Consider the following 25,696-nt stretch of genomic DNA (forward strand, 5'->3'; position numbering starts at 1 on the left):
GCCAGTATTATGCCTCAGTTGAACTGGCTAACAGAGCCAAAGCGCCGCTGTAGGCAGTGGCTGTCGCGCACCAAATCAGTACCATTTTGCAGATGGTTAAAAAAGGAATATCAAATGATATTTTCCCTCCAAAATTCGATCGTGCTGCTACTCGGACTCGGCGACAGCCTCTCAGTTCCACTCGTGTTGGCTGCAATCGCGGTGCTCACCGGCATTGGACTGATTCTTTACGGCGTTCAACACTCACTGATCGCATTCGCACTCCTTCGGATGCGTCCAACAGATGGCTTTTCGATCAGCGATGATGACGATCGCGTCTGCATAGAGGGATCTGTGACAGCGATCGACGAGCCGCTTCCAACACCATTCACTGATGAAGAAGCAGTTGTTGTTGCATATGAGGTCAGCGAACGGAGACAGCAAGGAAAACAACGAACATGGCAGACAATAAGTGAGGGCTCCGCAGGAGTTCCATTTGCAGTTGAGACCGGCGGTGTAGCGGTTCGTGTCGACCCACATCAAGCTCGATTTTCACTTAAACAGCGTTTTGAAACCGACATTCTCAGTGGCAAAACACCACCGGAACGTATCCAGCGGTTCATCGCTACAAATGATGACGTTGACCGACAGAATTCGCGATTTTCGTTGGGACCGCTATCGCTCCCAACAGGGAGAGCACAACGATTTACGCAGAAACATGTTGAACCTGGTGAGATTGTGACCGTGATTGGTGAACCAACTCCATATCCTGGGGCAGACGTTGGACAGGCAAAAGTACAGATCGAAGGTGGGTCTCCATTTATTGTTTCGGATGCTTCTATTCGACGAACTGCACTCCGGGAGTTTGGTCTCTCGCTCGTTCCAATCATGATCGGACTCCTTCTGTTTGCAATCGTGTGGGTAGGTGGTGGTGGGCTTGCCTTGCGATCGGTACTTGGGTTCTGAGACACCAACCCCGACACGCCTTTCTATCTTACACCCATTGTACCCGGTATGACTGATGAACAGGCCTACGCTGGAACAGCGGAAGGCCAGGGCCCCGTGAAGATCACCGAAGAGATGGCCCGCCATTTGGAGAATAAGCGCGAAGAGCTGTTTGAGGAGTTTGAGATTCGCGACCGCTTCCCGTCTGATGTGCTTGTCGAGGCCCGAAAGCGAACAGAAGACGTACAAGCAGAGATCGAAGCGGAGTTAGATCACCGAAAAGATCTTCGCGACCTCACGACGTGGACCACAGATCCGATCGACGCACAGGATTTTGATGATGCGATCAGCATCCGAAAGAACGAGGAAACGTACACGCTCTGGGTCCACATTGCAGATGTGAGCCACTATGTGCACCCCGACTCCGAGATGTGGGAAGAAGCAGTAAAACGATGCAACACGGTGTACCTCCCCGCATACACGATCCATATGCTCCCACCCACGCTCGCAGAAACGGTCTGTTCGTTGGTTCCACAGGAGGATCGGCTCGCGCACACAGTCGAGATGGAGATTAGCCAAGAGACACTCTCGTTTGAGGAGCTCAGTATCTATAAATCGGTGATCCACAGTGACGAGCGGCTCACCTACTCACAGACTGAGGACAGAATTGATGCGGAAGGCGAGCCACTCTCTGCTGAGTGTGCCCTCGTCTATGAGCTTGCAGATCAGATGCACGAACAACGAAAAGCGGACGGCTCGCTTGTACTGAATCCCTCCCGCGATCGAGCACATACGATCGTCGAAGAGTGTATGCTGAAAGCCAATAAAGCAGTTACCCACGAACTGATGTGGAATCGTGGTGTCGAAGCGATGTACCGCGTCCATCCACAGCCAACACCTGACCAGTGGAATGATGCACTCAGAGAGATTCAAGAGTTAGAAGGTGTCTCAATTCCAGGCGGCTCGTGGGATGATCCACGAATTGCTGTGAACGCTGCGCTTGAGGAATCGCCGGGTCGTGCACTCAATAAGATCCAGCGTGCAGTGCTGAAAGTCATGCCGCGAGCAAAGTATATGAACGACCCGTTCGGTGGACACCACGCGCTTAATTTTGACATTTATGGTCACTTTACGAGCCCAATCCGGCGGCTCTCAGATCTCATTAATCACTGGATTGTCCACGAGAACGAAGTTCCTGAAAACCTCATCAAACTCTGTGACCACGCCTCGGACAAACAGAAAGATGCAGAGACATGTGAGCGGTTATATAAACAGTTCCTGCAGGAGGTTGGCCTTGATCCGTATGCGGTGAACAATCGTGGCCTCGAAGTAGTTGAAGACCCAGAAGACGCAACACACGAAGTATAGTACGCAGAATATCCATTTTGACGACACGTATAACCACAGCCGAAACCTACGGTAGCTAATGCGCCGGTTGGTCCTCACAGCGATCGTATTCCTCTCTTTATGTTCAGTAGTGACAGTGGTGACAGCAGTGCCGGATGCACGGATCGTCATTTCAGATGCAACCCCACAGTCGGAAACGACAGTCATTGACTCACCAACAACAGTCGATGTGACGGTGTCACTTGCTGGCGGGAGTCCAAGTGCTGTTGAGCTGGATTCTGTCGCAATTGTTGATGAGTCAGGAACCGAGCTCAAACAAGTGACGACACTTGGTACATTGAGCCAAGGAGGGGCCCTCACTATTCCAGTAACGGTGACGTTTACTGAATCCGGTGTTCGTGAGCTTACGGTTGACGTTCGCGGAACTGATGAAAACGGAGCGGACGTCACTGCGACCCGCCCGCTTACGATCGGTGTTGAGCGTGCCCCTCCATTGCTCGATGTCGGATCGATCGATCCAGTAGTTGGGGCCGAAACAACGCTTCCGGTGTCGATTGGGAATCCGACAAATGATCAACTCCGAAATATCACACTCACAGTCCGTGGTGACGGTGTCACGGACCGTTCGACGCAGCGGTCGATCACCTCGCTTGCGCCTGGGGATGTCGTTGACAGGGAGTTGGTGTTCATTCCAGAGACGGCTGGCCAAGCGGAAGCCGTCGTAGAGGTACGATACACGACGAGCGCCGGATCAGTAACTGTTGCAGAGCGACCGGTGAGCTACGCTGCCTCCGAGCTAGTGACAGACCTCGGCGTTCGTGTATCCGACACTGGGAGTTCACCAACCGGAGACACAAGTTTCGACCAACCAACGGGTGTCCCCGGTGGGTTCGGTCTTGATGCGCTCCTGGGAGGACAGCCAGGCGGTGGCGATGAGGCTGATGAACCGTCATCGATGGGGGCTGGCGGGCAACAATTGGTGCTAACGAACTTTGGGAACGCACCAGTTACGTCGATCGTTGTTACGCCACGCACTGCTGATGGTGACCTTCCACGGATCGCGGTTGAAGAATCGGTACAACCGGGAGCATCAACCACTGCCGACGTCGACCTCCGACGTGTGCCTGCAGGTACAGTAACGTTTTCGGTGTCGTTTGAAACGGCTGCAACGTCACAGCAGCAGACGCTTCAGTACGAGCATCGGCCTGATGCAGGCGATGTAACACTCACAGGCGCTTCAATCGAGGAAATTGATGGTTCAACACGAATCTCTGGAAACCTCGGCAACCCCACTGGTGGGACGGTGACGGGGGTTGTGGTTGCGGTTGCTGATACGGAGACCGTTTCTCCGGCCTATCCACAGCGCGACTACTTTGTTGGGACACTAGAACCAGGTGAGTTCGCACCATTTGATGTGACTGCGACGATCGACGCAGAAGCTACAACAAACGTCTCTGTAGATGTTACATTCCGTGTTGATGGTGCAATCGAGACACAGACGTTTTCGCTTCCGTATGAGTCACCGTCGGGGAGTGATACAACAGGGTCGACAGTGTGGCGATCAGTTGGATTCTGGCTCACCGGCCTTGGTGTCGTTGCTGGCGGCGCAATCACTGCAGTCTACATCCGACGACGATGACGCAAGAACAAACACAGACACATCCTGTTGTCGAAGACAATGCACCAGCGATCGAACTTCAGGACGTTGTCAAAACGTACAACACTGGCGGGGAGACGATCGATGCACTTGCGGGGGTTGATCTCGCAATTGAAGCGGGTGAGTTCCTCGCAATTGTCGGTCCAAGCGGGAGTGGAAAGAGTACACTGTTGAACATTCTCGGACTGCTTGACGTGCCAACAAGCGGAGCGGTTCGAATACACGACCGAGATGTCACAACGCTTTCCGAGCGTGAACGAACCACTGCCAGAAAAGAATCGATCGGCTTTGTTTTCCAAGACTTCCACCTCCTTCCGTCGCTCACGGCCACAGAAAACGTCTGTGTCCCAACAATGTTTGACACAGGGAGGGACGCAACCGGCCGAGCCGAACAGTTGCTCACACGGGTTGGGTTAGGCGATCGGCTGACTCACACACCGGATGAGCTGTCGGGAGGGCAGCAACAGCGGGTGGCGATCGCTCGGGCGCTGATTAACGAGCCGACAATTGTGCTGGCGGATGAACCAACGGGGAATCTTGACCAAGACACAGGCCATACGATTTTGGATGAGTTTCGACGGGTGTGCGATGCTGGAGTGAGTGTTATTGCGGTTACGCACGATGAGGTTGTGACGACATACGCCGATCGGACGATTGAGCTGATTGATGGAGTGATACATCGTGGCTAGTGGTTCAACCACGACTGCGGAGCGACTGCAACACGAACTGAAGCGTCTTATTCCTGCAGTAAAAATGGCTCGTCGGAATCTCACTCGGAATACACTTCGGACAGCACTTGCTGCACTCGGCGTGTTGATCGGGGTGTTTGCAATTGCATCTCTTGGGCTGTTTGGGAATATTCTTGCACTCTCTGCCAGTGCGGAACTTGGCGGAATTGGGAATCAGCTCATCATTACACCAAATGAAGATGCAGGGGTAACCGGACTCGACATCCGTGATGTTGATGCGGTTACAAGAGCGGTGGGGACAGATGGGACTGCAGTACCGTTGCTCACGACAAGCGGATTACTCTCTGCAAGCGGTGGGCAGACATTTGGACAGGTGTATGGTGCAGATAACCCTGCTGCACTGTTTACTGCACGCGAAGGCACAATCCCCGATCGACATCGGCAAGGAGCAATCGTTGGCGGGGACGTTGCAGAGACGCTTGACCTTCGTATTGGGAGTGCGATCGAAGTCGAATCGAGTCGCTATCGTGTGATTGCAATCCTTGAGTCAGAAGAGTTGCTTACGCCAGTGAATCCAAACAGTGCCGTTATCCTTCCTGAAGCTGCGTTCGCACAACGATCGTATGACCAGATTGTCGTCCAAGCACAGAGTGGTGAGTCTGCAAGTGTGATTGCAGAGCGCGTACGAACACAGCTCAACAGTCGAGAGGAGCGTGTGTCCGTGTTTGAGCTGTCAAGCATTCTTGAGACGATCGATGAGTTCTTTTCGCTACTTAATCAGTTCTTGCTCGGAATCGCCGGTATCTCGCTGGTTGTCGCTGGCGTGAGTATTTTCAATGTAATGTTAATGAGCACAACTGAGCGGCGACAAGAGATTGGTGTCCTCCGTGCAGTCGGTGTACAAAAAGGAGATGTACTTCGCGTACTCCTCGCAGAAGCTGTTTTGTTAGGGGTGATTGGTGGACTCTTTGGCGCACTGTTTGCAGGGCTTGCAGCGATTGGCCTTGTGTTTATTGCACCGATCGGATTTGATGTTGTGCTTGTCGCCTCAAATGCGGTGTATCTTTTCGGTGCATTTGTATTTGGTGTGATTGTGTGTCTGCTCTCAGGGTTATATCCTGCGTATAAAGCGGCAACACTCCGCCCTGTAGAAGCGCTCAGGGGATAGACACCCATCGACCTGTTATTGGAATCTAAGTCCGAATAGGGCCTGTAATTCTCAGATTCGATACTGTCTGACGAAGGTTTAATTCCCATGGCTCAAAGAAATTTACTAGAGACTGGGTGTCACTGTGAATGGTAGATTCTAACTCTAATTCCGATTGCAGTTCTGGGCGTGATGAAGCGACGGGTGAGGTAGCCATGAGTAGTGCTGGCTCATCGCAGTTAGTTCTACCACCAATTGACGCTGTGACTGACGTGTCTGTCACAACACCACCAGACACCTACCGAGGCAGTACACAAGAACCTGAACCGACAGTAGAGACAATAACAGATACAGGCATCCAAAATGCTACAGGGCCACCTGAGACGCTCTCCGCTGACGAATACGTTGCACGGGTAGCGGAGCTTGTTTTTATCGATCCAGCCCGTGCCGGTGATCGAATCGGTGATCTGCTTTCTATTTTTGAAACGTCCGATGACGCGATTCGTAGAGATATTAGCGACACGATAGAGTGGCTTGGGTATCGCCGACCACAGGAGTTTGTCACATGGTCAGATGGGTTTGTGATGTGTGCAACTGCCGATGATCCTGAACAAGCATATCTTGGGCTTCGATCGTTGGCACAAGTTGCAAATGAGAATGAAACCGCTGCAGCAAAAGGACTCAAACCAGCGATCAACCGCCTCGATACAACGGACATAACCCTCCGAACCGCAGCGCTCGCAGTGATCGCAGAAGTTGGTGCAAGACATACACAACAAGTGAGTCGTGCAGACCGATCGCTGGCAAATGCACTCACCGCGCCAGCTGCACGGGTGCGGACTGTGGCATGCATTGCGGCAGGAAATCTACTGGCGGTTGACCCACAGCGATTCCCACAGACATCGATGCGGCTCTTTGCCGTCTTGGATGATGAAGACGAGAGAGTCAACACATACGCGCATGTTGCGCTTACGAACTTTGCAATCGAACAGCCCGCTGTGATTCCAAATAAATCGGTCGTTGTCGATCGGCTCGATACCGTCTCAGATGAGTTGTTGGGGCTTAAAGAAGGAACAACCGCAAAAGCGGTGGCCGAAGTGACAAAAGTGCAAGCAGGATATTGAGAGCAGGAGTGTCTCCCGCACGACATGAGTAAGAAGTGAGTACAAAACGTTCTAATTCGGCGGACCGCGGTCGGGGTCATCATCGTGCGGGGGACCACCACCAGAACCGTTTCCGCCACCACATGAATTCCCAGGTGGATCTTTAGTTACAGAAACAGTTGCGGTTGTCTGTATATTCGTCTCAGCAATACTTGTCGAGGCTTGCGGCGGTGTGAGTGTTGTTGTTAAATGAAACGCAACCTCTGATTCTTTTGTACATCGATCGCTTGTAAAATTATCCACAGAAAATGCATCAGTCTCTAGCAAGTCGACAGTATCGCCCTCAACTGTTGCTGTCCCATGTGTCTTCTCAACCGTTTTTTCAGAATGCTCTACAGTTGCTTGGGCACCAGTACCCATATTTTCCGCAACGAGTTCGATCGAGAGCACTGAATCCACAGTCGCGCCTTCCCACGAAAAAACAAGCATCGGAGAGACAAGGAGTTCCGAGATACGACCATCTTTCGTCGTAATAGACGTATCTTTGGCTGTGAAATTAGAGACTGAAACCGTCGCAGCCGCTGGTTTTGACGCTGATAGTGACCAACCAGCCAGTATCGTGCCGGAGGTTACCCCAACGGTCCGTAACAACTGTCGACGGCTGTAGAACATGTCTCTCTATTCGTCTTCCACTTCGTTGTCCGATGTTGCAGTGGTCTCGACTGTACCACCAATGTCAACATCCGCAGGTTGATTTTTGACAACAACATCAAATTCGGTTGTATCAGTCGCTGACGCGTCCTCAGTTGAGATCCCGAACGTGACCGTTACTGTCGTTTCTGTCTCATCAGCATCAACTTCAGATTCAAACGTCTCTTCGCTCCAAGTTTCAAGTAGGTCAATGTCGTCACCATCATCATCGAAATCAAATTCGTCACTACCAGTATATCCTGATAGGGTCTCCGATCTTTCAATTGCAATATCATCTTCCCCATCTGTACTGAATGTAATCTCCATCTCTGCATCTGTCTCTGCTGAATTGAATCCTTCCCATTCAACATCGAGTGTTGGTTCAACAATGAGCTCAGCAATGCTTCCATCATGAGAGGTGAGTGTTGCATCTTCTGCTTCAATTACAGAGCCTTCAGCTGCAAGTGCAGGCTGTGATGCACTGAATAGACCGATCGCTCCGAGCGATGTTACACTCGCCCCCATGAGGATGATACCACGCCGGGAGATCAGGCCGCGCTCGTCCGTATTCTTGGTTGAATCTGTTGACATACGTTACTGTACGCTAACCTATCAACAGCCATTGTAAACAGCCAGTTACCGATGATCACGGAAGCTGTAGGAAGCCGCTGCCAAATCCGTAGGGTCGGTATTCGGGGCCGTATTCTGATACTACATCGCGGTAGCAGTTGGCTGTGAGTCGTGAATGTCTTACAATCGATACATAACAAACTACTAACTGTTCAGACTTAGTGTATGGATGCTACGAATATGGTGGAGTCGAGCATGTCAGTTCAGACAACGCCTCCGTACCAAAATGCCACAGACCTGCTTCACGAGGCCCCAGAGTCGTTTGTCACCGCAGTTGATAGCCAACTCGATGGGAGTTTGGACTGTCTTGGTATCTACACGCCGCGGTCGTTAGACGTACTCTTTGCCACCGGTGAGTTCTCAGCACAAAAAGATGCGGGGCAACTACCCCTCATCGCCAAGGATACTGGTATTGAGATTGTGTTCGGAGATGCGGCACGAGAGCATCTGTATGAGCTGGGCGAATTTGCGTACGCGCTGGATTCGTACACACATGGATCGGTATTAAGAGTCGGACTTACCGAAGAGACTGGCCTGCTGATCGTTGGATCGTTCAGCGCTGCTGTTGTTAAAACCGTACTCAGTACAGTAGATACATATCTCCGTATCGAACGTAACTAATTTGCCGCGCACCCACGTAAAATAAATAGACAATGTGGACTTGCCGGGATTTGAACCCGGGGCCTCTTCCTTGCGAAGGAAGCGATCTGCCACTGATCTACAAGCCCGCACTGGTACTGTGCCAACCAGAATATTTGTAGTTTCTGTTTTTTTACCGTATTGGCCGTTCAGATACGGGTTGACGAACATCTAGCAGCCCGATATAGCCTGCAAGTAGACCGAGTATAAGCCCTGTGAAGTGCGCAATCAGTGCCACACCAGGGCGGCCGGTTGCGATCGTCACAAGCAGTGCAATCACCACAAAGAGTCCAAACTGTGCGCGGCCACTGAGCTCGATAGAGCGGAACACAGCCTGTGAAACGATGTTGCCAGCGAGTAGGTATCCCAGCAATCCAAAGATTGCCCCACTCGCACCAATGACACCAGCTGGACCACCAATGACGCCACTAATAAACACTTCAGAGACTCCTGCAAGGACGCCCACGCTCAAAAAGAACACGTGAAATCGAGCTCGGGTAGTCCGTCGCTCAACAAGAAGCCCAAACAACACGAGAGCGATCATATTTGCAGTATAGTGTCCAACGCCGCTATGTGCGTACACACTTGTAATAAGACCCCACGGGTTCACGACAAACGGCGGTGCAAGTGCGAACAGCCCAGTCGCAAGAGCAGCGCTAAACACTCCAATCAGTGACTGGATTATAAAAACGATTGTACAGATGAGGAGGACTTCGAGCGTGGGACTCCGGCTCATACACCATGTACGGTCTCAGTCCCTAAAATCGATTGCCAACGTTATCACTCAGATGAATAAAACAAAAAGAATATTGTAGCGCGATGCACCTTAGCGGCGCGAGTCCGCTATAGTACAGCGAACGGGTGTGAGTATGACCTCAATCAGTCTTCGAGGACAATCTCGATGCTCACGTCGTTCGGTACTTGGATACGCATGAGCTGTCGAAGCGCACGTTCGTCCGCGTCGATATCGACGAGGCGCTTGTGAACGCGCATCTCCCAGTGCTCCCACGTAGCCGTACCTTCTCCGTCCGGCGACTTGCGCGCGGGGATCTCCAACGTTTTCGTTGGAAGCGGGATCGGCCCGCTCAGGTTCACACCTGTCTTCTCCGCGATCTCGCGAACGTCGCTGCAGATGTCGTCGAGATCCTCCGGGCTTGTGCCCGCGAGGCGAACGCGTGCTTGCTGCATTTATCGCTCGTTGACCTCGAGCACCTTACCAGCCGCGATGGTCTGACCCATGTCGCGGACTGCGAAGCTGCCGAGTTCTGGAATCTCGCCTGATGGCTCGATGCTGAGCGGTTTCTGTGGGCGGACAGTGACGATCGCTGCGTCACCGGACTTGATGAAGTCTGGGTTCTCCTCTGCGACCTCACCCGATGCTGGGTCGAGTTTCTGATCGATCGACTCGACCGTACATGCGACCTGCGCGGTGTGAGCGTGGAAGACAGGCGTGTAACCTGCGGTAATCACGCTTGGGTGCTGCATGACAACAAGCTGTGCCTTGAAGGTCTCTGCGACCTTTGGTGGGTCGTCTGCTGGACCACAGACGTCACCACGGCGGATGTCGTCTTTGCCAATGCCACGAACGTTGAATCCAACGTTGTCACCTGGGCCTGCTTTTGGCACCTCTTCGTGGTGCATCTCAACAGTTTTGACCTCTCCGGAGACATCGGATGGCTGGAAGGAGACGTTGTCGCCTGTTTTCAGCTCACCGGTCTCGACACGTCCGACTGGGACGGTACCGATTCCCGAGATTGTGTATACATCCTGGATTGGAAGACGCAGTGGTGCGTCCGTTGGTGGCTCAACCTCTGGAAGGTCGTTAAGTGCTTCAAGAAGCGTTGGGCCGTCGTACCAGCCTGTGTTTTCGCTTCGCTCTGAGATGTTGTCACCCTCGAATGCGGAGATTGGGATGAACGTGGTTTCGTCGCTGAAGCGGACCTGTTTGAGGAGCTGTTTGACTTCCTCAGTGACCTCTTCGAAGGTGTCTTCGCTGTAGTCAACAACATCCATTTTGTTGACACCAATGATGAGCTCGTTAATGCCGAGCGTTCGTGCGAGGAAGACGTGCTCGCGTGTCTGTGGTGCGACACCGTCGTCTGCTGCGACGACGAGAACCGCGTTGTCTGCCTGCGATGCACCAGTGATCATGTTTTTCACAAAGTCACGGTGACCTGGGCAGTCGACAATGGTGAAGTAGTATTTGTCGGTGTCGAATTCCTGGTGTGCGATGTCAATGGTGACACCACGCTCTCGCTCTTCTGCGAGGTTGTCCATAACGTAGGCGAATTCGAATCCACCTTTGCCTTTTTCTTCCGCCTCTTGGCGGTGCTGTTCAATTACGTGCTCTGGAACGGATCCTGTCTCGAACAGGAGTCGTCCCACGAGTGTACTTTTTCCGTGGTCAACGTGGCCGATAATAGCCAAGTTTTGGTGTGGTTTGTCGTCGCTCATGGGTAAGTCACGCGCTAAGGCGCTCTGTGGGGATTCTTTCGTCTGTTTACCCTAAAACCATTTCGATACGTCGCCCCGACGAGGTCAACGCCGTCTTGCGGTTTGTGGGTCGGTGACGTATGTGTAGCATAAGCATACCGTTCGGATGACTGAACTTGTCTGCTCCGCTCAAAAGTGACAGAAATAGTAACTGATCGCCGCTGCAGACCGTATTATAATAATCGGCCTACGTCAGAAAGCACCGCGGTGGCTGTCTCGGGACCACCGGCACCACGACCACTAATGTTGAGCCGTCCAGCATGCGTGGTGTCTAATTGAACGATATTTCGTGTCCCGCTAACTGCAAGCGCTGAGTTCTCAGGAATCAGCCGTGGTCCAACACGAATGCCATCGCGTGACGCCTCACCAATCAATCGAACTGTTCGGCCGTCGTCTGCTGCAAGATCGAGTGCAGCACCGGGGACATTTGTAATACCGTCCACAGTTGCATCGTCGAGCGCGAATTCCTGTTCACCTTGACTGAGAACATTTGCTAAGATGACACATTTGAGCGCTGCATCAGTTCCCTCAACATCAAACGTTGGGTCAGCTTCCGCTACGCCCATATCTTGGGCTTCCGCAAGAACGTGCTCATAGTCGAGCCCTTCAGCGGCCATCCGTGTGAGGATGAAGTTTGCGGTCCCATTGAGCACTCCACGCGCTGCAGTGATGTGTCCGGGCCCAAAGTCTTCGATCGTCGACAGCGCAGGAATCGCACCGCCAACGGTGGCCTCAAATCGGATATCACCATCGCTTGCAGTGACTAGTTCCATGAGATCTCCGTACCGTTCTGCAACTGGCCCTTTATTCGCGAGGACAACGTGTCGGTCATGTTCTAACCCTGCCTTCACATGGGCAAATCCAGGCTCCGCATCACCAAGGGTCGTTGGTGTTGCTTCAACAAGCACGTCGTATGATGCATCAAGTGCAGCCTCTGGATTCTCATCACCAACGGTTCCGTCAGCATCTTTCCGGGTAAAGATGGCCTCTGGGTCAAGGCCTTTAGCGTCGATCGCTGCACTCTGTGAATCTGCTACTGCAGTTACTGTGTAGTCATACTCTTCGGCAAGTTCGACAACCGATCGGCCAACAGCCCCAGCACCCAATACTGCAAGTCGTCCGCTCATTGTACCACCTCCGTAAGCGGTTCAATGACGTGTAAGTCTTTTTCGGCTGCAATTTTACGGAGTGCCCCAAGTGTATCTTCAGTTGTCCCTGCACGGGTTGCAAGCCGAAGGAGTGCACTTGACTGTTCATCTGTTCCCTCGCGTCCAGAGAGAGACAAGTCGTTCAGTGATGCATTCGCACAGCCCTCAATCCGTTTGAGTGTATCAGAGAGGTCAGTGTCAACAAGGTGGCCAACGAGCAACACGGTGAGCTCCTCATCGTATCGTTCGGTACCTGCCTGCATGACATTCACACCTGCATCTCGAAGCGCTTCAACAATTGTTTCGAACCGATGTGGTGTACACGAAAAGTCAACCTCCACAGGGATATGCCCACGTGGTGTGAGATTACCACGTTCGTGGTAGATCGACATGAGATTGCCTCCGTTGTCCGAGATCGGCTGTAGCGCCCGGAGTAGCTCACCCGGCTCGTCAACAAGTTCGAGTCGAACCGTGTGCGTCTGTGCTTCCGTTGAATCTGGAGAACTCATTCGTGCACCCCCACCAGGACCGCATCCGCTGTTGCTGTTGTTGTGCCCGACGAAAAGCAGTCACTAGATACCTCCGAAGCGATACGTCGGGTGGCGGATGGCGATTCCTTCCACATACTACGTCAGTGTTCTGCCGTGAGCTATAAGGCTTCGTCGAAGACAGATGCTGCCAACGAATCCGTACGGTACCACAGCACAAAGGTAATCTCTTCCACAAACTGATCACCAGAATAAAAACCGGACTCCAATGTAACGAACCGTAGCTTCAGGGGGCAGAGTGTTATACCCGATCAAAAATAGAAAACAGATCTGGTAGAGTTCGGGCGCTTAGATGTAGTCGATCGACGCTGGAAGTTCGAGCTTCATTCCTTTGCGCTCGCGGATTTCCATGATCTTGTCGGTCTGGAGGTTATCCGAGAGCACACGGAAGCCCGCGTTTTCGGTGTTCCAGGATGCACGACCCTCTGTTGCGGATCGAACATCGGAGGAGAATCCAATCATCTCTTCAACAGGTGCGATACCTTCGATCACCATGAGGTCACCCTCTTGGTACATGTCGTCGACGCGTCCACGGCGTCCCTGGATCTCGCCGGATGCCGATCCCATGTATTCGGATGGAACATCAATACGGACGTTCTGGATCGGTTCGAGGAGTTTGATTCGACCATCGATGAGCGATCGGTGGACCGCATCACGGACCGCAGGAATAACCTGTGCCGGACCACGGTGGATTGTATCCTCGTGGAGACGTGCGTCGTGGAGCCGAAGCAGTGCACCTTGAACTGGCTCTGCTGCGAGTGGGCCGTTATCGAGCGCTTCCTCAAGTCCCTCAATTACAAGCTCCATCGTCTCATTGAGGTGCTGGATACCTTTCGTATCGTCAATGAGGATGTTTGTCTTGAAGATGTGTTCGACGTTCTGTGAGGGGTCTTTATCCATGCCAGCTTCCTGAAGCGCCTCACGACGTTCGAGCTCCGGCATATCCATCGATACGTTTCCGAGTTTGATCTCGTCGACAATGTCTTGGCTCAGTGGTTCTGCAGTGATGTAGAACTTGTTGTGGCGGTTTGGCGAGACACCCTCGACCTCTCGGGACTGCTGTTGTGGCTGCTCGCGGTAGACAACGATCGGCTCACCAGTGTGGACTGGAATACCTTGGTTGTCACGGATACGCTGGGTAATAACCTCAAGGTGAAGTTCACCCTGTCCGCTAATCAAGTGCTCACCAGTGTCCTCGTTAATCTCAATTCGGATCGTTGGATCCTCTTTTGCGACCTGCTGGAGAATCTGGATAAGTTTTGGAAGGTCGTCCATCTTCGTTGCCTCGACGGACTTCGTGATCACCGGCTCGGAAATGTGCTCAATCGATTCGAACGGCGTCATCTCAACGGATGAAACGGTCGATCCTGCAATCGCGTCGCGAAGGCCGGTGACTGCTGCGATGTTCCCTGCTGGGACACGGTCAACCTCCTCGCGCTCTCCGCCCATAAAGATACCAACCGACTGCACACGGTTTTTGCCTGCAGTTCCTGAGACGTAGAGCTCTTGACCTTTCTCGATCGTTCCGGAGAAGAGACGTCCGGTTGCGATCTCTCCTGCGTGTGGGTCCATCGAGATGTCGGTTGACATAAAGACAACCTCTCCCTCGTCGTCAACAAGACGCATCGACTCTGCGAGTTCGGATTCACTGTCACCACGCCAGACTGTTGGGATACGTCGTGGCTGTGCGTCGAGTGGGTTCGGGAAGTGCTCTGCAACCATATCAAGCACAACGTCGGAAAGCGGTGTTGCCTCGTGGAGTTCTTGGCGCTGTCCGCTTTGTTCCATGTCGATGACCTCACCGAAGGAGATTCCGGTTTCCTCCATCGATGGCATCGAGACACCCCATTTGTAGAGTGCAGACCCGAATGCAACAGTACCGTCTTCGACGGAGACTGTCCAGTCGTAGTCTTTGTCTTCAGTCATTCCGCGGATGAGCTCGTTTACGTCACGGATGACGTCAAGGAGGCGCTGCTGCATCTCCTCAGGCCCCTCTTGAAGCTCATTGATGAGGCGATCGACCTTGTTAATAAACAGTGCCGGCTTGACACCCTCTCGAAGTGCCTGACGGACGACTGTTTCGGTCTGTGGCATTGCGCCTTCAACGGCGTCAACAACCACAAGCGCACCGTCGACTGCACGCATTGCACGTGTCACATCGCCACCGAAGTCAACGTGACCTGGGGTGTCAATAAGGTTGATCAAGTGGTTTGTTCCCTCCCACTCGTGAGTCATCGAAACGTTTGCTGCGTCGATGGTAATCCCACGTTCCTGCTCGTCCTCTTTTGTGTCCATTGCGAGCTGTTGACCTGCTGTATCATCAGAGATCATGCCAGCACCAGCAAGGAGGTTGTCAGAAAGCGTCGTTTTACCGTGGTCAACGTGAGCTGCGATGGCAATGTTCCGGATGTTCTCCGGTTTATCCATCAGCTTCTCACATTCTTGTACAATCTTCTTTCGTCGGCCCATTATACTGACCTTTACCGGTAGCAGGGTGAAAAGGATAGTGTTTCTCTGTTCGGCGAATCTCCCGAATACAAGGGTGATACCACCCCATCTCTGCAATATGTGTGTAACAGTATCGCACAGTATTGGTCAACGAACTGAAACTGATGACAGCTATAGACTACTACTAAATAAGAAAATTACTACCACAGATACCGCAAGAGTATGTGTATTTTCTATCAACGTATCTAGATGTACATGGCATCGGTAGGCACACAAGAGTAATACGTAACAAGGTCGTGGTAATAGTACACATGGATGTCCGAGTGTTCGGGCACGTCTCGCCTGACCCATTTCTAAGTGCTGCCGACGTGTTTACAACAGAGTATGACCTTTCACTGCCGGTTCGCGTGCACGTACGCGACGATCCAGAAATACGAACATGGGCAGCACACTATCGATCATATCACGTCCTCAATATCTCTCGGCAAGCTGCAACAAGTGTGATGGCACGGGAGCTTGCACTGCACGAATATTCGCATATGGCACGGTTCGAAGAGGAGCATCCATCACACGTTCAATCGATCGAAGAGGCACTCTATCTTGGACTCACTGGCAAAGCAGTTGAACAGCGAAAGCTCACTCACTGTTATCAGATTGCGAATCACATGAAAGATATCTATGCGGATGACATCACACTCAGTTTGGCACCTGCAACGAAGCTAGTCGCATTTTTAGAGTCACAGCTCGCAAAGGCGATTGCCAACCGACCACAACCAAGCCCACATCCGGACTCAAAACCGACGGTTCCTGGGCCGGATCCGGAGATTACGGCGGTAAACGCAGCATTTGCGCTTGCACTGCTTGAGCGGCATGAAATTGCAGCGACCGATCATCGTTTGTATGATTTAGCACACGCCGCCGCAGACGATGCGCCCACTGTCGATTTAGAGAATTTCAAAGAGAAGTTTCGATCACTCAACGAAGATCCAACACCAAGCGAGTACAGAAAGTCGTTGGTCGACGTCACACGGGCGTATGCAACAAACACTGGGGCACCCGCAGCCGATTAAAAGGACGCGTACTTACTCCTCAGTTGGTACCAATCGCATCAACACATCGTCTTGTTCTGTTGGGAACGCTCCGTCCGATCGGCCATCCCGATTTGATGTAATCGCATACACGTCTCCAGTAGGCGCTTGCTCAACGTGACGGATCCGACCAAACTCGTTTTCAAAGAATTTGTGCGAAGTTGCACTCCAGTCAGGATCCATCCAGTCGGCGTCGTACCGAACACCATTATCGGCCAGCGGTTCATCCCAGTCAGTGTCGTAGATTGTTGCAACATTGATATGCTCACCGCGAAGCGTTCCAATCAACAGTCGGTTCTGCCATGCAGAAACTGCATCGCCAGTGTAGAAGACACAGCCACTCGGAGCCCACGTCTCACCGGAACCGGTATTAATTACGGGACGGTCGTACTCGGTTTCGCAATACTCGCTACTGTCTCTCACAGTTGGCCAGCCGTGGTTGCTTCCGGGACGAAGAATCTTCACTTCATCACGCGCGGATGCTCCATGGTCTGTGATTATCGGCGTCCCATCCGGGAGCCAGCTGATTCCTTGTGGATTCCGATGCCCGTAGCTGAAGATTCTGGGGTCCGCACCGTCTCCAAAGTCAGGATTGTCCGGGGCAGGCTCACCGTTCGGTTTGATTCGTAGAACTTTCCCAAGTAACGATCCTGTATCCTGTGGAACCGGTTCATACGGAGGTTCCTCATCTGACGATCGTGCCGCAAGTGTTGCCTCATCATTGACATCACCCATCGTGATCCATAGGTAGTTCTCCGGTCCAAAGGCAATCCGACAGCCGTTGTGGACTGTATCTCCAGGGATGTCATCGATGATTGTCGTTGCTGTCTCATCAGGGTCATCTGCAGAGACATCGTAGTAGACAAGTCGATTCCGATTGCCATTGTCTGTATCGTAGGTGTAAAATGCGTACAACAGCGGTACATCAGGATAGTTTGGGTGAACTGCAATACCCATCAACCCACCCTCGGTGCCGCTGGCCCACCAATCAGGCTCTGTATCTCCGGGGGCCGCTGAACTACTATCAATAATATCGCTTGGCGAGGCAACTGCTTGGAGTTCGTCTGCGCTGTACTGTACAATTCGTCCGGTTCGTTCGGAAATAAACAGATCTCCATTCGGTGCAAATGCGAGATCCCATGGAATTTCGAGATTCTCTACAACGATTTCCTGTTCAAAATCAACCGATGTTGGTTCTGTCGTTGGTGCGCTCCAGTCCGGATCGTACTGCTCCCACATCGTGATATCGTGTTCAACAGTGAGGTCATACTGCTCGTCGATCGTCGGTGTCAACTCCTCATCAGCAGAGTCATCACCGGACTCCGTGGCTTGACCCTGCTCATCGGTACCGTTTCCGTCTCCAGTACCAAGACAGCCAGCGATCGAAACACCAAGAGATACCCCACCGGTTGCTGCAAGGAGGGCCCGACGACTCAAACGGCGTGACATACCCAGCATTGGGATGGCCGAGGCTAAAGGATGTTGGCTCGAAAAACAAAGAGAGAAAAGCGGTTAACGGGCTGCTGCTGCGACACGCTCTCGCTCTTCTTTCTGCGAGATTGCGTGCGATTGAACATCGTAGCTTGCCGCACCGATAAGCTGCTGTGCAAGCGCTTCAGCTGCGCTCGTTGGTGTTTTGTAGCTTGCGCTTTGGGTACCCTGTGCGATGAATTTCAGTGCCTGATCGACACGTCGCTGCGGTGCAACGTCGACTGCTTTTGGAACCGAAATACCACCGTATTTGAGGCGGACCGTCTCCTCTCGTGGGGCTGCGTTCTCAACAGCACGAACCAGAACCTGTACTGGGTTCTCTTCGGTTCGCTCGTGAACGATTTCGAACGCCTCACGGACGATTTTCATCGATTTCTGTTTCTTGCCGGTGTTTTCCTCGGTCTGCATAAGTCGGTTGATAAGTCGCTCAACAACCGACACATCCGACTTTTTGAACTGCTTGCCCGCGTGGCGACCCATCGTGTGTGCGATCGGCGTCACGTTGAGGTATCGCTGGGTACTTGGATCGGTGTATTCGATCTCTGAAACGTCCCAGACGCCAAACAAGAGTGCGTTCTCTGTTGCTTCTTCGCTATCGGCTGGCGCCTCCGGTTCCGGAGCTTCGCTTTCCGACATCTTATCTCACCGGTTTCTCTGCGTTTCCGCGGACGAGTTCGATCATTGAGACACCGTTGACCTTCTCGACTTTGTAGTTGACACCTGAAAGGTCACCCATTGCACGACCTTTCGCACCACCGATACCAGCGATCGTGACCTCGTCGTGCTCGTCAATGAAACTGATTGCACCGTCACCAGGACAGAAGGCAGTCACCTGCTTTCCGTTCTTGATCAACTGGACACGAACACATTTTCGGATTGCTGAGTTCGGCTGTTTTGCCTCGATACCAACTTTTTCCAAAACAATACCGCGGCCTTGTGGTGCACCTTCGAGGGGGTCGGACTTCTTTTTGAGCCCTCGCTCTCGTCGAGCGTACTCAGAGTCAGACCAGCGTCGTTTCTGCCGGTCTTTTTTGAGCATACGGGCGGCGTATTTTCCGTTTGCCATAGTAGCTATGACTTCAAAACGGAGCTACTTAAGCATCCCTCTTTAGGGTTGGTAAAACGTCTTGAAATCGCTTCTTAGGGGTCGCTAATCAGATCTGAGGCAGTCTTAGAAAACACGATAACGGTTAGAGCACGGGTTTACGGCCCCAAAATAGATAGAGAACCCGTCGCTGCAATATCACTCAGGTGAGTTGGATATCGTCAATATCAAAGTGCCGCTTCGCTAAGGTTCGGGCCGTTTCGATATTTTTCCCGCCAGCGCCAATTGCTACGCCCCGGTCTGCTTCATCTACTTCCACAAAAGCGACCTGTCCGTCCTGATTTGAGATGGTCATGCCACGAACTGCAGCCGGTGCAAGTGCGCTCTTGATAAACGCCGCCGCAGTGTCTGCATCCTCGACAAGTTCGATCGTCCGATCGACTTTTCGCTCAACACGCCGGACCGTTCGACCATTTGGGCCGATCGCATCTGCCATTTTGCCAGCAGGTATCACAAACACGAGCCGATCGCTCCCGACGAGACAGTCGCGTGGGCTTACGCCCGTTTCCTCGTCAAAGAGTCCGATAAACCGGCGTGCCTCGTCTGAGAGCGTAAGTCGCATTGGCTAGTCGTCTGACGGCTGTCCACCGTCAGTGCTAATTGAGCCCATGCGAAGTTTGACGTCACCAGTACCGATCGAGACTGGCTTTCCAACAATGACGTTCTCAATGACACCATTGAGATCGTCTGCTTCACCGTGAATTGCAGCCGACAGCAAGTGGTTGACTGTAACCTCGAATGCTGCTCGTGCAAGTACAGAGTCTTTCGATCCGGAGATTCCGTGTCGACCGATCGACTCGATTTCTCCACGGTTCGTCATAATATCTGCAACAAGCATCATATGGCGAACGTTCACGTCATCAAGACCCTGCTCTTCGAGCGTGTTCACCGTCTCGTTGATGATTGCTTCACGGGCTGCTTCAACGCCGAGGTTTTTGTACACCTCATGGATGTTGTTACAGGTACTCCGTGTTGCATCAACACCCTCGATTGAGAGCACGTCACCAAATGCGGAGCCCTCAGTGTAGAGTACGAACTCCTCTTCATCGTCCTCAAGCTGTTCTTTACGGATCACAACACGCGTCACGTCTTCGATTCCCTTGAAGACGACATCACGAAGCTGTTCAACAAGCTGAAGTAGCTCTCTGTAGCTCGGCTCGTTTGGTCCAAACTCGATTGCGGTTCCATTTTGACGAGTGTTGACACCAAGTGCGTCTTCGATCGTCTCTGCAATCTCGGCTGCAATGACATCCGAATCACCAACGGTTGGCCATCGCTCGAGGAGGGTGTCCTTGTTGAGGTCAACTCGGACAATCATATCTGCGACGTTCGTCGAAACGTCACCGAGTGCAAGAATCTTCGTGGACTCAATCGCCCACACAACTTCGTGTGCACGCTCGCGATCAGTTGCGTACCCGTCATCGAGATAGACCGTCATCATCGGTGTGTCCGGTGTTTTGCGCGCGTCAACAAGCTCAATCAGGCGTGGAAGCCCTTGGGTAACGTCGATTTCTGCAACACCTGCATAGTGGAAGGTGTTCATCGTCATCTGCGTTCCCGGTTCGCCGATCGACTGTGCAGAGACGGTCCCGACAGGGTCGAGTGGGTCAACGCGAGTATCTTCGTACTGCGATTGAACTGCACGGGCAATTTCGTCCGCTTGCTCGGTCGTCACTCCACCTCGCTCATCGATCGTTTTATAGACACGATCTTTGAGTCGCCGTGGAAGTGTTGTATCCTCCACAACTGCTTCAATATTTCTCGTGATTGAATCGTACTCAGTCATCTGATTCCACCTCCTCGTAGCCACGCGGCTCACCATACTCTGAAAGGTTCGTTGGTGGCTCTTGGCGGTCGAGGAATGCCGATTTTTCAGCCGCTGATTCGAACTCCGCTTCGACAACACGATCAACGATGCTGTCGACATCAATGTCGAAGTCCTCGGATGAAGAGACTCGAACTGGTGAGGTTCCGTCCTCTCCGTACTCGAACTGAACGATCGTATCAGACGTGTCACGAACCGTTCCGTCGTACTGTGCCTCAAGTTCGGACAGTGCGTTAATCAGACGGCGCTGGAGATATCCGGATTTCGACGTACGAACTGCTGTATCCACAAGTCCCTCACGGCCACCCATTGCGTGGAAGAAGAACTCACGTGGCGTGAGTCCTCCACGATATGAGTTCTCGACGAACCCATGTGCTTCTGCGGAGAGGTCGTGCGGTTTGTAGTGCGCAAGCGTTCTATCTTCGTATCCGCGGTTGATCCGCTCACCCCGAACTGCCTGCTGGCCAACACAGCCAGCCATCTGCGTCAGGTTAAGCATCGAACCACGGGCACCCGAGCGAGCCATGACCACAGCTGGGTTATCCTCTGTGAAGTGATCCTCTGCAATCTCACCAGCAGAGTCACGTGCTTTGCCGAGCGTCTGCATGATCTTCATCTCCAGTGTCTCGTCAACGGTTCGCCCAGGTAGCGACTCAAGTTCGCCGTTTTCATACGTTTGGATTAGACCCCCAATTCGCTCGTATGCGTTTCTGATTGCCTCATCAACCTGTTCGTCAGCCTCGGGTGGAATCGACTCATCGTCAATCCCGATCGAGAATCCGAAGTGCATGATTGCACGCATTGCAAGCGATGCAATCTCATTAACAAATATTCGTGCGCGTCGCTCAGAATACTGTTTGACGAGCGTGTCTACGATTTCGCCACCGAACGCACCGACTGCATCTTCATCGATCGTTCCCTCAAGCAGTTGTCCGTTCTCAACAATGACGGTGTCACCGGTTGAGGAGGTAAACTCAAGATTTAGGTCCCCTGGAAGGAGCAGCGAGAAAATCGTCTGCCCAGTCCAGTATGGCGATCCCATTTCATCTTCGCCATCCGGATCTGGAAGCGCATCGACACGGGTTGCACGAAGCAGGTCAAGTGCCTGTGTTTCGGAGAACTGTGGGTTCTCGTGCGTGAGTAGGTATGTTCCAGAGATGTGATCCTGGATTGCACCAATAATATTTTCTCCAAATCGCGGACTGAGAATCTGCTCTTGCACACGCATGAGAACACGCGCTTCTGCGCGTGCTTCTTCAGTCTGTAATGCGTGCAGGTTCATCTCGTCACCATCGAAGTCAGCATTATATGGCGGACACACAACGGTGTTCAGACGGAAGGTTTTGTACGGCATGACAACAACCTCATGCGCCATAATGGACATCCGGTGCAGCGATGGCTGCCGATTGAAAATAACGATATCACCGTCAACCAGATGTCGGTTTACCTCCCACCCAGCTTCAACTTTTGTTGCAAGCTCTTCGCAGTTCTTTTCTGTGACTTTTAGCCGGCGACCATCAGGCCGTTTGACATAGTTTGAACCCGGATGGTTTTCCGGCCCATTGCTGACATACTGTTGGGCCTCTTCGATATTCCGTTCTGTCACGTTGATCGTGATCGTCATCTCAGTCGCAACGCGATCCGGAACACCAACCTCGTTCAGACTGAGTGTTGGGTCGGGACTAATAACAGTACGTGCCGAGAAGTTCACACGTTTACCGGAGAGCGACCCTCGGAATCGGCCTTCTTTCCCTTTCAGCCGTTGGCTGAGTGTTTTGAGTGGGCGGCCCGATCGGTGCCGTGCCGGTGGCGTTCCTGAAATCTCGTTATCGATGAACGTCGTTACGTGGTACTGTAGCAGTTCCCACAGGTCCTCGATAATCAGCTGTGGTGCACCCGCTTCCCGGTTCTCCATGAACCGCTGGTTGATACGAATAATATCCACAAGCTTGTGTGTCAAGTCATCCTCCGATCGCTGCCCATTGTCAAGCGTGATCGATGGACGGGCAGTTACTGGTGGAACTGGAAGGACTGTGAGAATGATCCACTCTGGGCGGGATTTCTCCGAATTGATGCCCAGAACCTCGATATCCTCATCCGGAATATCTTCGAACCAGTCACGAATATCGGATGGCATCAGTTTGTTCATATCCTCCTCAGTGAGATCGATCCCGAGCGCTTTCTCAAGCGATCGGCGATCATCTTTCCGTGGACGGAACTCACCAGCGAGCATCTGGTTCACACGTTCAAGTGAGATCTCGGCCTTATCAGCAAGGTCCTGTGGAGACAGTCCAACGTCGTCCTCATCATCTGGGTCCGGCTGCATTGCCTCTGCAATGCGTTCGGAATAATCACCAGAGAGGACGTTTTGGACCTCGTAGTAGGTTGTTGGCTTCTCGTGTTTGATGTCTGCCTGTGGCTCTCCACAGTGTGGACAGGTTGAGGATTTTCGTGCTTGTCGAACGGCCGCTTTCAGCACATCATTCGGATCTTCATTGAGTTCTTTTGCACGAACAAGCCGATCGCGGAATTCCTCTTTTTGCTCGTCATTGAGTGCGAGTCGGCCACACTGACGGCATGTCGATCGAAGCAGCCGTCGAATAAGTTTCGTAAACCCGACGTGGATAACAGGTGCTGCCAGTTCGATGTGACCGAAGTGGCCATTACACGAACCGGAGTGTCGTCCACACGTTCGGCACTCGAGTCCCGGGTCGATGACACCGAGACGTGGGTCCATAAGACCCATGTCGATCGGATAGCCGTCGTCGTCATACGTGTCCGCAGTGATGACTTTTGTTGCGGACATATCTCGATACGTCTCTGGGTCCATCAGCCCGAAGCTGATGCCGCCAATCTCTTTTGGTGATTGAATTGACATGTAGTGAGTTCCTCCAGTTTAGACCGCGTCCACGAGTTCGAGCGTTGGTCGAATACCGAGTGCTTTCATCTCGTCAAGGAGGAGTTTGAACGCGTAGCTAACCTCGATCTTGTGAATGTTGTCTTCGTTGCCAGTGATCGGATCATAGATCCGTCGCTGTTCTCGATCCTCAACTGCGACCATTCCGGTATCTGCGGAGATATACACCTCTTCACGATCCGATGAGTCAAGCAGTCGTTCTTTCAGCGCCATTGCAGCGCCGTGTCCAATAAGCACCTCACGCTCCATCTCACCAACACGCAGTCCACCCTCACGGGCTCGACCTTCTGTTGGCTGTCGTGTCAGCACTTGCACTGGTCCACGCGATCGTGCGTGGAGTTTGTTTGAGACCATATGGTAGAGTTTGTGGTAGAAGATAATGCCCACAAAGATCTCAGCCTCAATCTTCTCGCCAGTGACACCCGAATACATGACCTCTTTACCGGAGGATTTGTATCCATGTTCTTCGAGTGCGCTCCGAAGTTCGTGTTCGCTCTCGCCTTGGAATGGCGTTCCGTCAACACGACGACCTTCAAGTGCGCCCACCTTGCCGCCGAGCATCTCTAACACGTGCCCGACTGTCATCCGTGATGGGAGTGCGTGTGGATTAAGCACGAGGTCAGGAACAACACCGTCTGCGGTGAATGGCATATCTTCTTGTGGTGCCAAGTGCCCCACAACCCCTTTTTGTCCGTGTCGGGATGCGAACTTGTCTCCAAGCTCTGGAATTCGCTCATCCCGAACTTTGACCTTCGAGAGCTTCGAGCCATCTTCACCCTCCATCAGTGTAACCGTATCAACAACACCATCTTCGCCCGATCGCATTGTGACAGACGTTTCACGGCGTTTCTGTGGGGAGAGTCCACCCATATCGTCCGGCTCTTCTAAGAACCGCGGCGGGCTTGTCTTGCCAAGCAGAACCGAGTTCTCATCAACAACGGTTTCGGGATTGACAAGCCCGTCTTCGTCAAGATGTGTGTACGCATCTTCCCCGCGTGCACCGCGGACATCTTGGTCTGGAATCTCGAATCGGTCTTCCTGTCCACCAGGATACCGTCGTTCCTCACCTTCGTAGGTACGGAAGAAGTGCGATCGTGCAAGTGCTCGCTCCACAGATCCTTTGTTCATGACGAGCGCATCCTCAATGTTGAACCCTTCATACGACATGACAGCAACCGTGAAGTTCTGTGCTGCAGGCCGCTCGTCGAAGTTAATCTGCTCTGTGGTCTGGGTTTTTACCATCGCTAGCTGCGGATAGTGCATCAGATGTTGACGCGTATCCGGACGAATTCGGTAGTTCGCCGATGGAATACCGAGCGACTGTTTCATCATCCCGGATCCCATGGTAATACGCGGTGACGCGTTGTGTTCCGGGTACGGAATCATTCCTGCACCAATTCCGAAGATCAGTTGTGGATCGATCTCAAGATGTGTGTGGTCGTCCGTTACCTCATCTTCGTCCACGGCAACGTAGATGTCCTCTTCCTCTTCTGCATCGATGAACTCGATGTAGCCCCGTTCCACGAGGTCCTCAAATTCGAGTTCATTGGCTTCTACTGCAGCAATCTCTTGATCGCCGAGGAGTGGTTCGCCGTTCTCAACAACAATGAGTGGACGGCGTGCTCGGCCGGCATCTGCATTGATGATGACCTCCTTTGTGCGCCCCTTTACCGAGACGTTGACCATCTCGGATACATCGCCACGTCGGCGTGCTTCTCGGATCTGTTTTGCGAGCTGTTCTGGGTCAGGATGGGTCCCGACCAAACTACCGTTGACGTATACTTTCGCCTCTCGTGCTTGCGCCATG

23 protein-coding genes and 1 tRNA gene are annotated in these 25,696 nt (G+C 52.6%); 8 read left to right on the forward strand and 16 right to left on the reverse strand.

Features of this window, described 5'->3' with window-relative positions; all coding sequences use genetic code 11:
- Positions 1-114: 114 nt before the first annotated feature.
- The 6 genes from AArcSt2_RS01820 to AArcSt2_RS01845 all read left to right on the forward strand — a co-directional run bounded on the left by AArcSt2_RS01820 (position 115) and on the right by AArcSt2_RS01845 (position 6,888).
- Complete coding sequence (locus tag AArcSt2_RS01820) at positions 115-945, forward strand: E3 ubiquitin ligase family protein (protein ID WP_250582539.1); 831 nt, start codon at positions 115-117, stop codon at positions 943-945.
- Between the two features lie 48 nt (positions 946-993).
- A complete protein-coding gene (locus tag AArcSt2_RS01825) occupies positions 994-2,292 on the forward strand; it encodes an RNB domain-containing ribonuclease (RefSeq protein ID WP_174652792.1) in 1,299 nt (432 codons plus the stop codon).
- 58 nt (positions 2,293-2,350) lie between these two features.
- Positions 2,351-3,910: a COG1361 family protein gene (locus tag AArcSt2_RS01830; protein WP_250582541.1), complete on the forward strand. Its 1,560-nt coding sequence runs from the start codon at positions 2,351-2,353 to the stop codon at positions 3,908-3,910.
- Entirely contained in the window at positions 3,907-4,617 is a 711-nt protein-coding gene (locus AArcSt2_RS01835; RefSeq protein ID WP_174652790.1) for an ABC transporter ATP-binding protein, read from the forward strand. The genes AArcSt2_RS01830 and AArcSt2_RS01835 overlap by 4 nt, the downstream gene beginning before the upstream one ends.
- Positions 4,610-5,785, forward strand: a complete 1,176-nt coding sequence (locus AArcSt2_RS01840; RefSeq protein ID WP_250582543.1) for an ABC transporter permease — start codon at positions 4,610-4,612, stop codon at positions 5,783-5,785. Before AArcSt2_RS01835 ends, AArcSt2_RS01840 begins: the two co-directional genes overlap by 8 nt.
- Positions 5,786-5,979: 194 nt before the next feature.
- Positions 5,980-6,888 carry an adaptin gene (locus AArcSt2_RS01845; protein WP_250582545.1) on the forward strand — a complete coding sequence of 303 codons (909 nt, stop codon included), beginning with the start codon at positions 5,980-5,982 and terminating at the stop codon, positions 6,886-6,888.
- 51 nt (positions 6,889-6,939) lie between these two features.
- Here AArcSt2_RS01845 and AArcSt2_RS01850 read toward each other — a convergent pair whose 3' ends face one another.
- Both AArcSt2_RS01850 and AArcSt2_RS01855 read right to left on the reverse strand, forming a co-directional pair.
- Complete coding sequence (locus AArcSt2_RS01850) at positions 6,940-7,539, reverse strand: hypothetical protein (protein WP_250582547.1); 600 nt, start codon at positions 7,537-7,539, stop codon at positions 6,940-6,942.
- Positions 7,540-7,545: 6 nt separating this feature from the next.
- Positions 7,546-8,148 carry a hypothetical protein gene (locus tag AArcSt2_RS01855; protein ID WP_174652787.1) on the reverse strand — a complete coding sequence of 201 codons (603 nt, stop codon included), beginning with the start codon at positions 8,146-8,148 and terminating at the stop codon, positions 7,546-7,548.
- Between the two features lie 234 nt (positions 8,149-8,382).
- Between AArcSt2_RS01855 and AArcSt2_RS01860 the strand changes: the two genes are divergently transcribed.
- Positions 8,383-8,808 carry a hypothetical protein gene (locus tag AArcSt2_RS01860; protein WP_174652786.1) on the forward strand — a complete coding sequence of 142 codons (426 nt, stop codon included), beginning with the start codon at positions 8,383-8,385 and terminating at the stop codon, positions 8,806-8,808.
- Positions 8,809-8,843: 35 nt separating this feature from the next.
- Here the strand turns inward: AArcSt2_RS01860 and AArcSt2_RS01865 are convergent.
- The 7 genes from AArcSt2_RS01865 to AArcSt2_RS01895 all read right to left on the reverse strand — a co-directional run bounded on the left by AArcSt2_RS01865 (position 8,844) and on the right by AArcSt2_RS01895 (position 15,484).
- Positions 8,844-8,915 (reverse strand) — tRNA-Ala (locus tag AArcSt2_RS01865).
- A gap of 44 nt (positions 8,916-8,959) precedes the next feature.
- Positions 8,960-9,562, reverse strand: coding sequence for a rhomboid family intramembrane serine protease (locus AArcSt2_RS01870; RefSeq protein ID WP_174652785.1), 603 nt, complete (start codon positions 9,560-9,562; stop codon positions 8,960-8,962).
- 143 nt (positions 9,563-9,705) lie between these two features.
- Positions 9,706-10,014, reverse strand: a complete 309-nt coding sequence (gene rpsJ, locus AArcSt2_RS01875; protein WP_174652784.1) for a 30S ribosomal protein S10 — start codon at positions 10,012-10,014, stop codon at positions 9,706-9,708.
- A complete protein-coding gene (gene tuf / locus AArcSt2_RS01880) occupies positions 10,015-11,280 on the reverse strand; it encodes a translation elongation factor EF-1 subunit alpha (RefSeq protein ID WP_174652783.1) in 1,266 nt (421 codons plus the stop codon).
- 212 nt (positions 11,281-11,492) lie between these two features.
- Entirely contained in the window at positions 11,493-12,446 is a 954-nt protein-coding gene (locus tag AArcSt2_RS01885) for a homoserine dehydrogenase (protein ID WP_174652782.1), read from the reverse strand.
- Positions 12,443-12,976, reverse strand: coding sequence for an amino acid-binding protein (locus AArcSt2_RS01890; RefSeq protein ID WP_250582549.1), 534 nt, complete (start codon positions 12,974-12,976; stop codon positions 12,443-12,445). The genes AArcSt2_RS01885 and AArcSt2_RS01890 overlap by 4 nt, the downstream gene beginning before the upstream one ends.
- Before the next feature lie 327 nt (positions 12,977-13,303).
- On the reverse strand, positions 13,304-15,484 hold the full coding sequence (locus AArcSt2_RS01895) for an elongation factor EF-2 (protein ID WP_174652781.1): 2,181 nt from the start codon (positions 15,482-15,484) through the stop codon (positions 13,304-13,306).
- Positions 15,485-15,774: 290 nt separating this feature from the next.
- Here AArcSt2_RS01895 and AArcSt2_RS01900 point away from each other — a divergent pair, with 290 nt between their 5' ends.
- Positions 15,775-16,533: a DUF5781 family protein gene (locus AArcSt2_RS01900; RefSeq protein ID WP_174652780.1), complete on the forward strand. Its 759-nt coding sequence runs from the start codon at positions 15,775-15,777 to the stop codon at positions 16,531-16,533.
- Between the two features lie 12 nt (positions 16,534-16,545).
- Here the strand turns inward: AArcSt2_RS01900 and AArcSt2_RS01905 are convergent, their stop codons facing one another.
- From AArcSt2_RS01905 to rpoB, 7 genes are all read right to left on the reverse strand, one after another.
- Complete coding sequence (locus tag AArcSt2_RS01905) at positions 16,546-18,000, reverse strand: PQQ-dependent sugar dehydrogenase (RefSeq protein WP_250582551.1); 1,455 nt, start codon at positions 17,998-18,000, stop codon at positions 16,546-16,548.
- Positions 18,001-18,063: 63 nt separating this feature from the next.
- The gene (locus AArcSt2_RS01910) at positions 18,064-18,678 is read right to left on the reverse strand and encodes a 30S ribosomal protein S7 (protein WP_174652778.1); all 615 of its coding nucleotides are present in this window, start codon (positions 18,676-18,678) and stop codon (positions 18,064-18,066) included.
- A gap of 1 nt (position 18,679) precedes the next feature.
- Complete coding sequence (locus tag AArcSt2_RS01915) at positions 18,680-19,108, reverse strand: 30S ribosomal protein S12 (protein ID WP_174652777.1); 429 nt, start codon at positions 19,106-19,108, stop codon at positions 18,680-18,682.
- A gap of 181 nt (positions 19,109-19,289) precedes the next feature.
- Positions 19,290-19,709, reverse strand: a complete 420-nt coding sequence (locus AArcSt2_RS01920; RefSeq protein ID WP_174652776.1) for a NusA-like transcription termination signal-binding factor — start codon at positions 19,707-19,709, stop codon at positions 19,290-19,292.
- A gap of 3 nt (positions 19,710-19,712) precedes the next feature.
- Positions 19,713-20,933, reverse strand: a complete 1,221-nt coding sequence (rpoA2, locus tag AArcSt2_RS01925; RefSeq protein WP_250582553.1) for a DNA-directed RNA polymerase subunit A'' — start codon at positions 20,931-20,933, stop codon at positions 19,713-19,715.
- Positions 20,926-23,850: a DNA-directed RNA polymerase subunit A' gene (locus AArcSt2_RS01930; RefSeq protein ID WP_250582555.1), complete on the reverse strand. Its 2,925-nt coding sequence runs from the start codon at positions 23,848-23,850 to the stop codon at positions 20,926-20,928. The genes rpoA2 and AArcSt2_RS01930 overlap by 8 nt, the downstream gene beginning before the upstream one ends.
- Before the next feature lie 18 nt (positions 23,851-23,868).
- Positions 23,869-25,695: a DNA-directed RNA polymerase subunit B gene (gene rpoB / locus AArcSt2_RS01935; protein WP_250582557.1), complete on the reverse strand. Its 1,827-nt coding sequence runs from the start codon at positions 25,693-25,695 to the stop codon at positions 23,869-23,871.
- Position 25,696: the final 1 nt, after the last annotated feature.

Source organism: Natronocalculus amylovorans (genome assembly GCF_023638035.1).
In the GTDB taxonomy this organism is placed as follows: Archaea; Halobacteriota; Halobacteria; order Halobacteriales; family Haloferacaceae; genus Natronocalculus; species Natronocalculus amylovorans.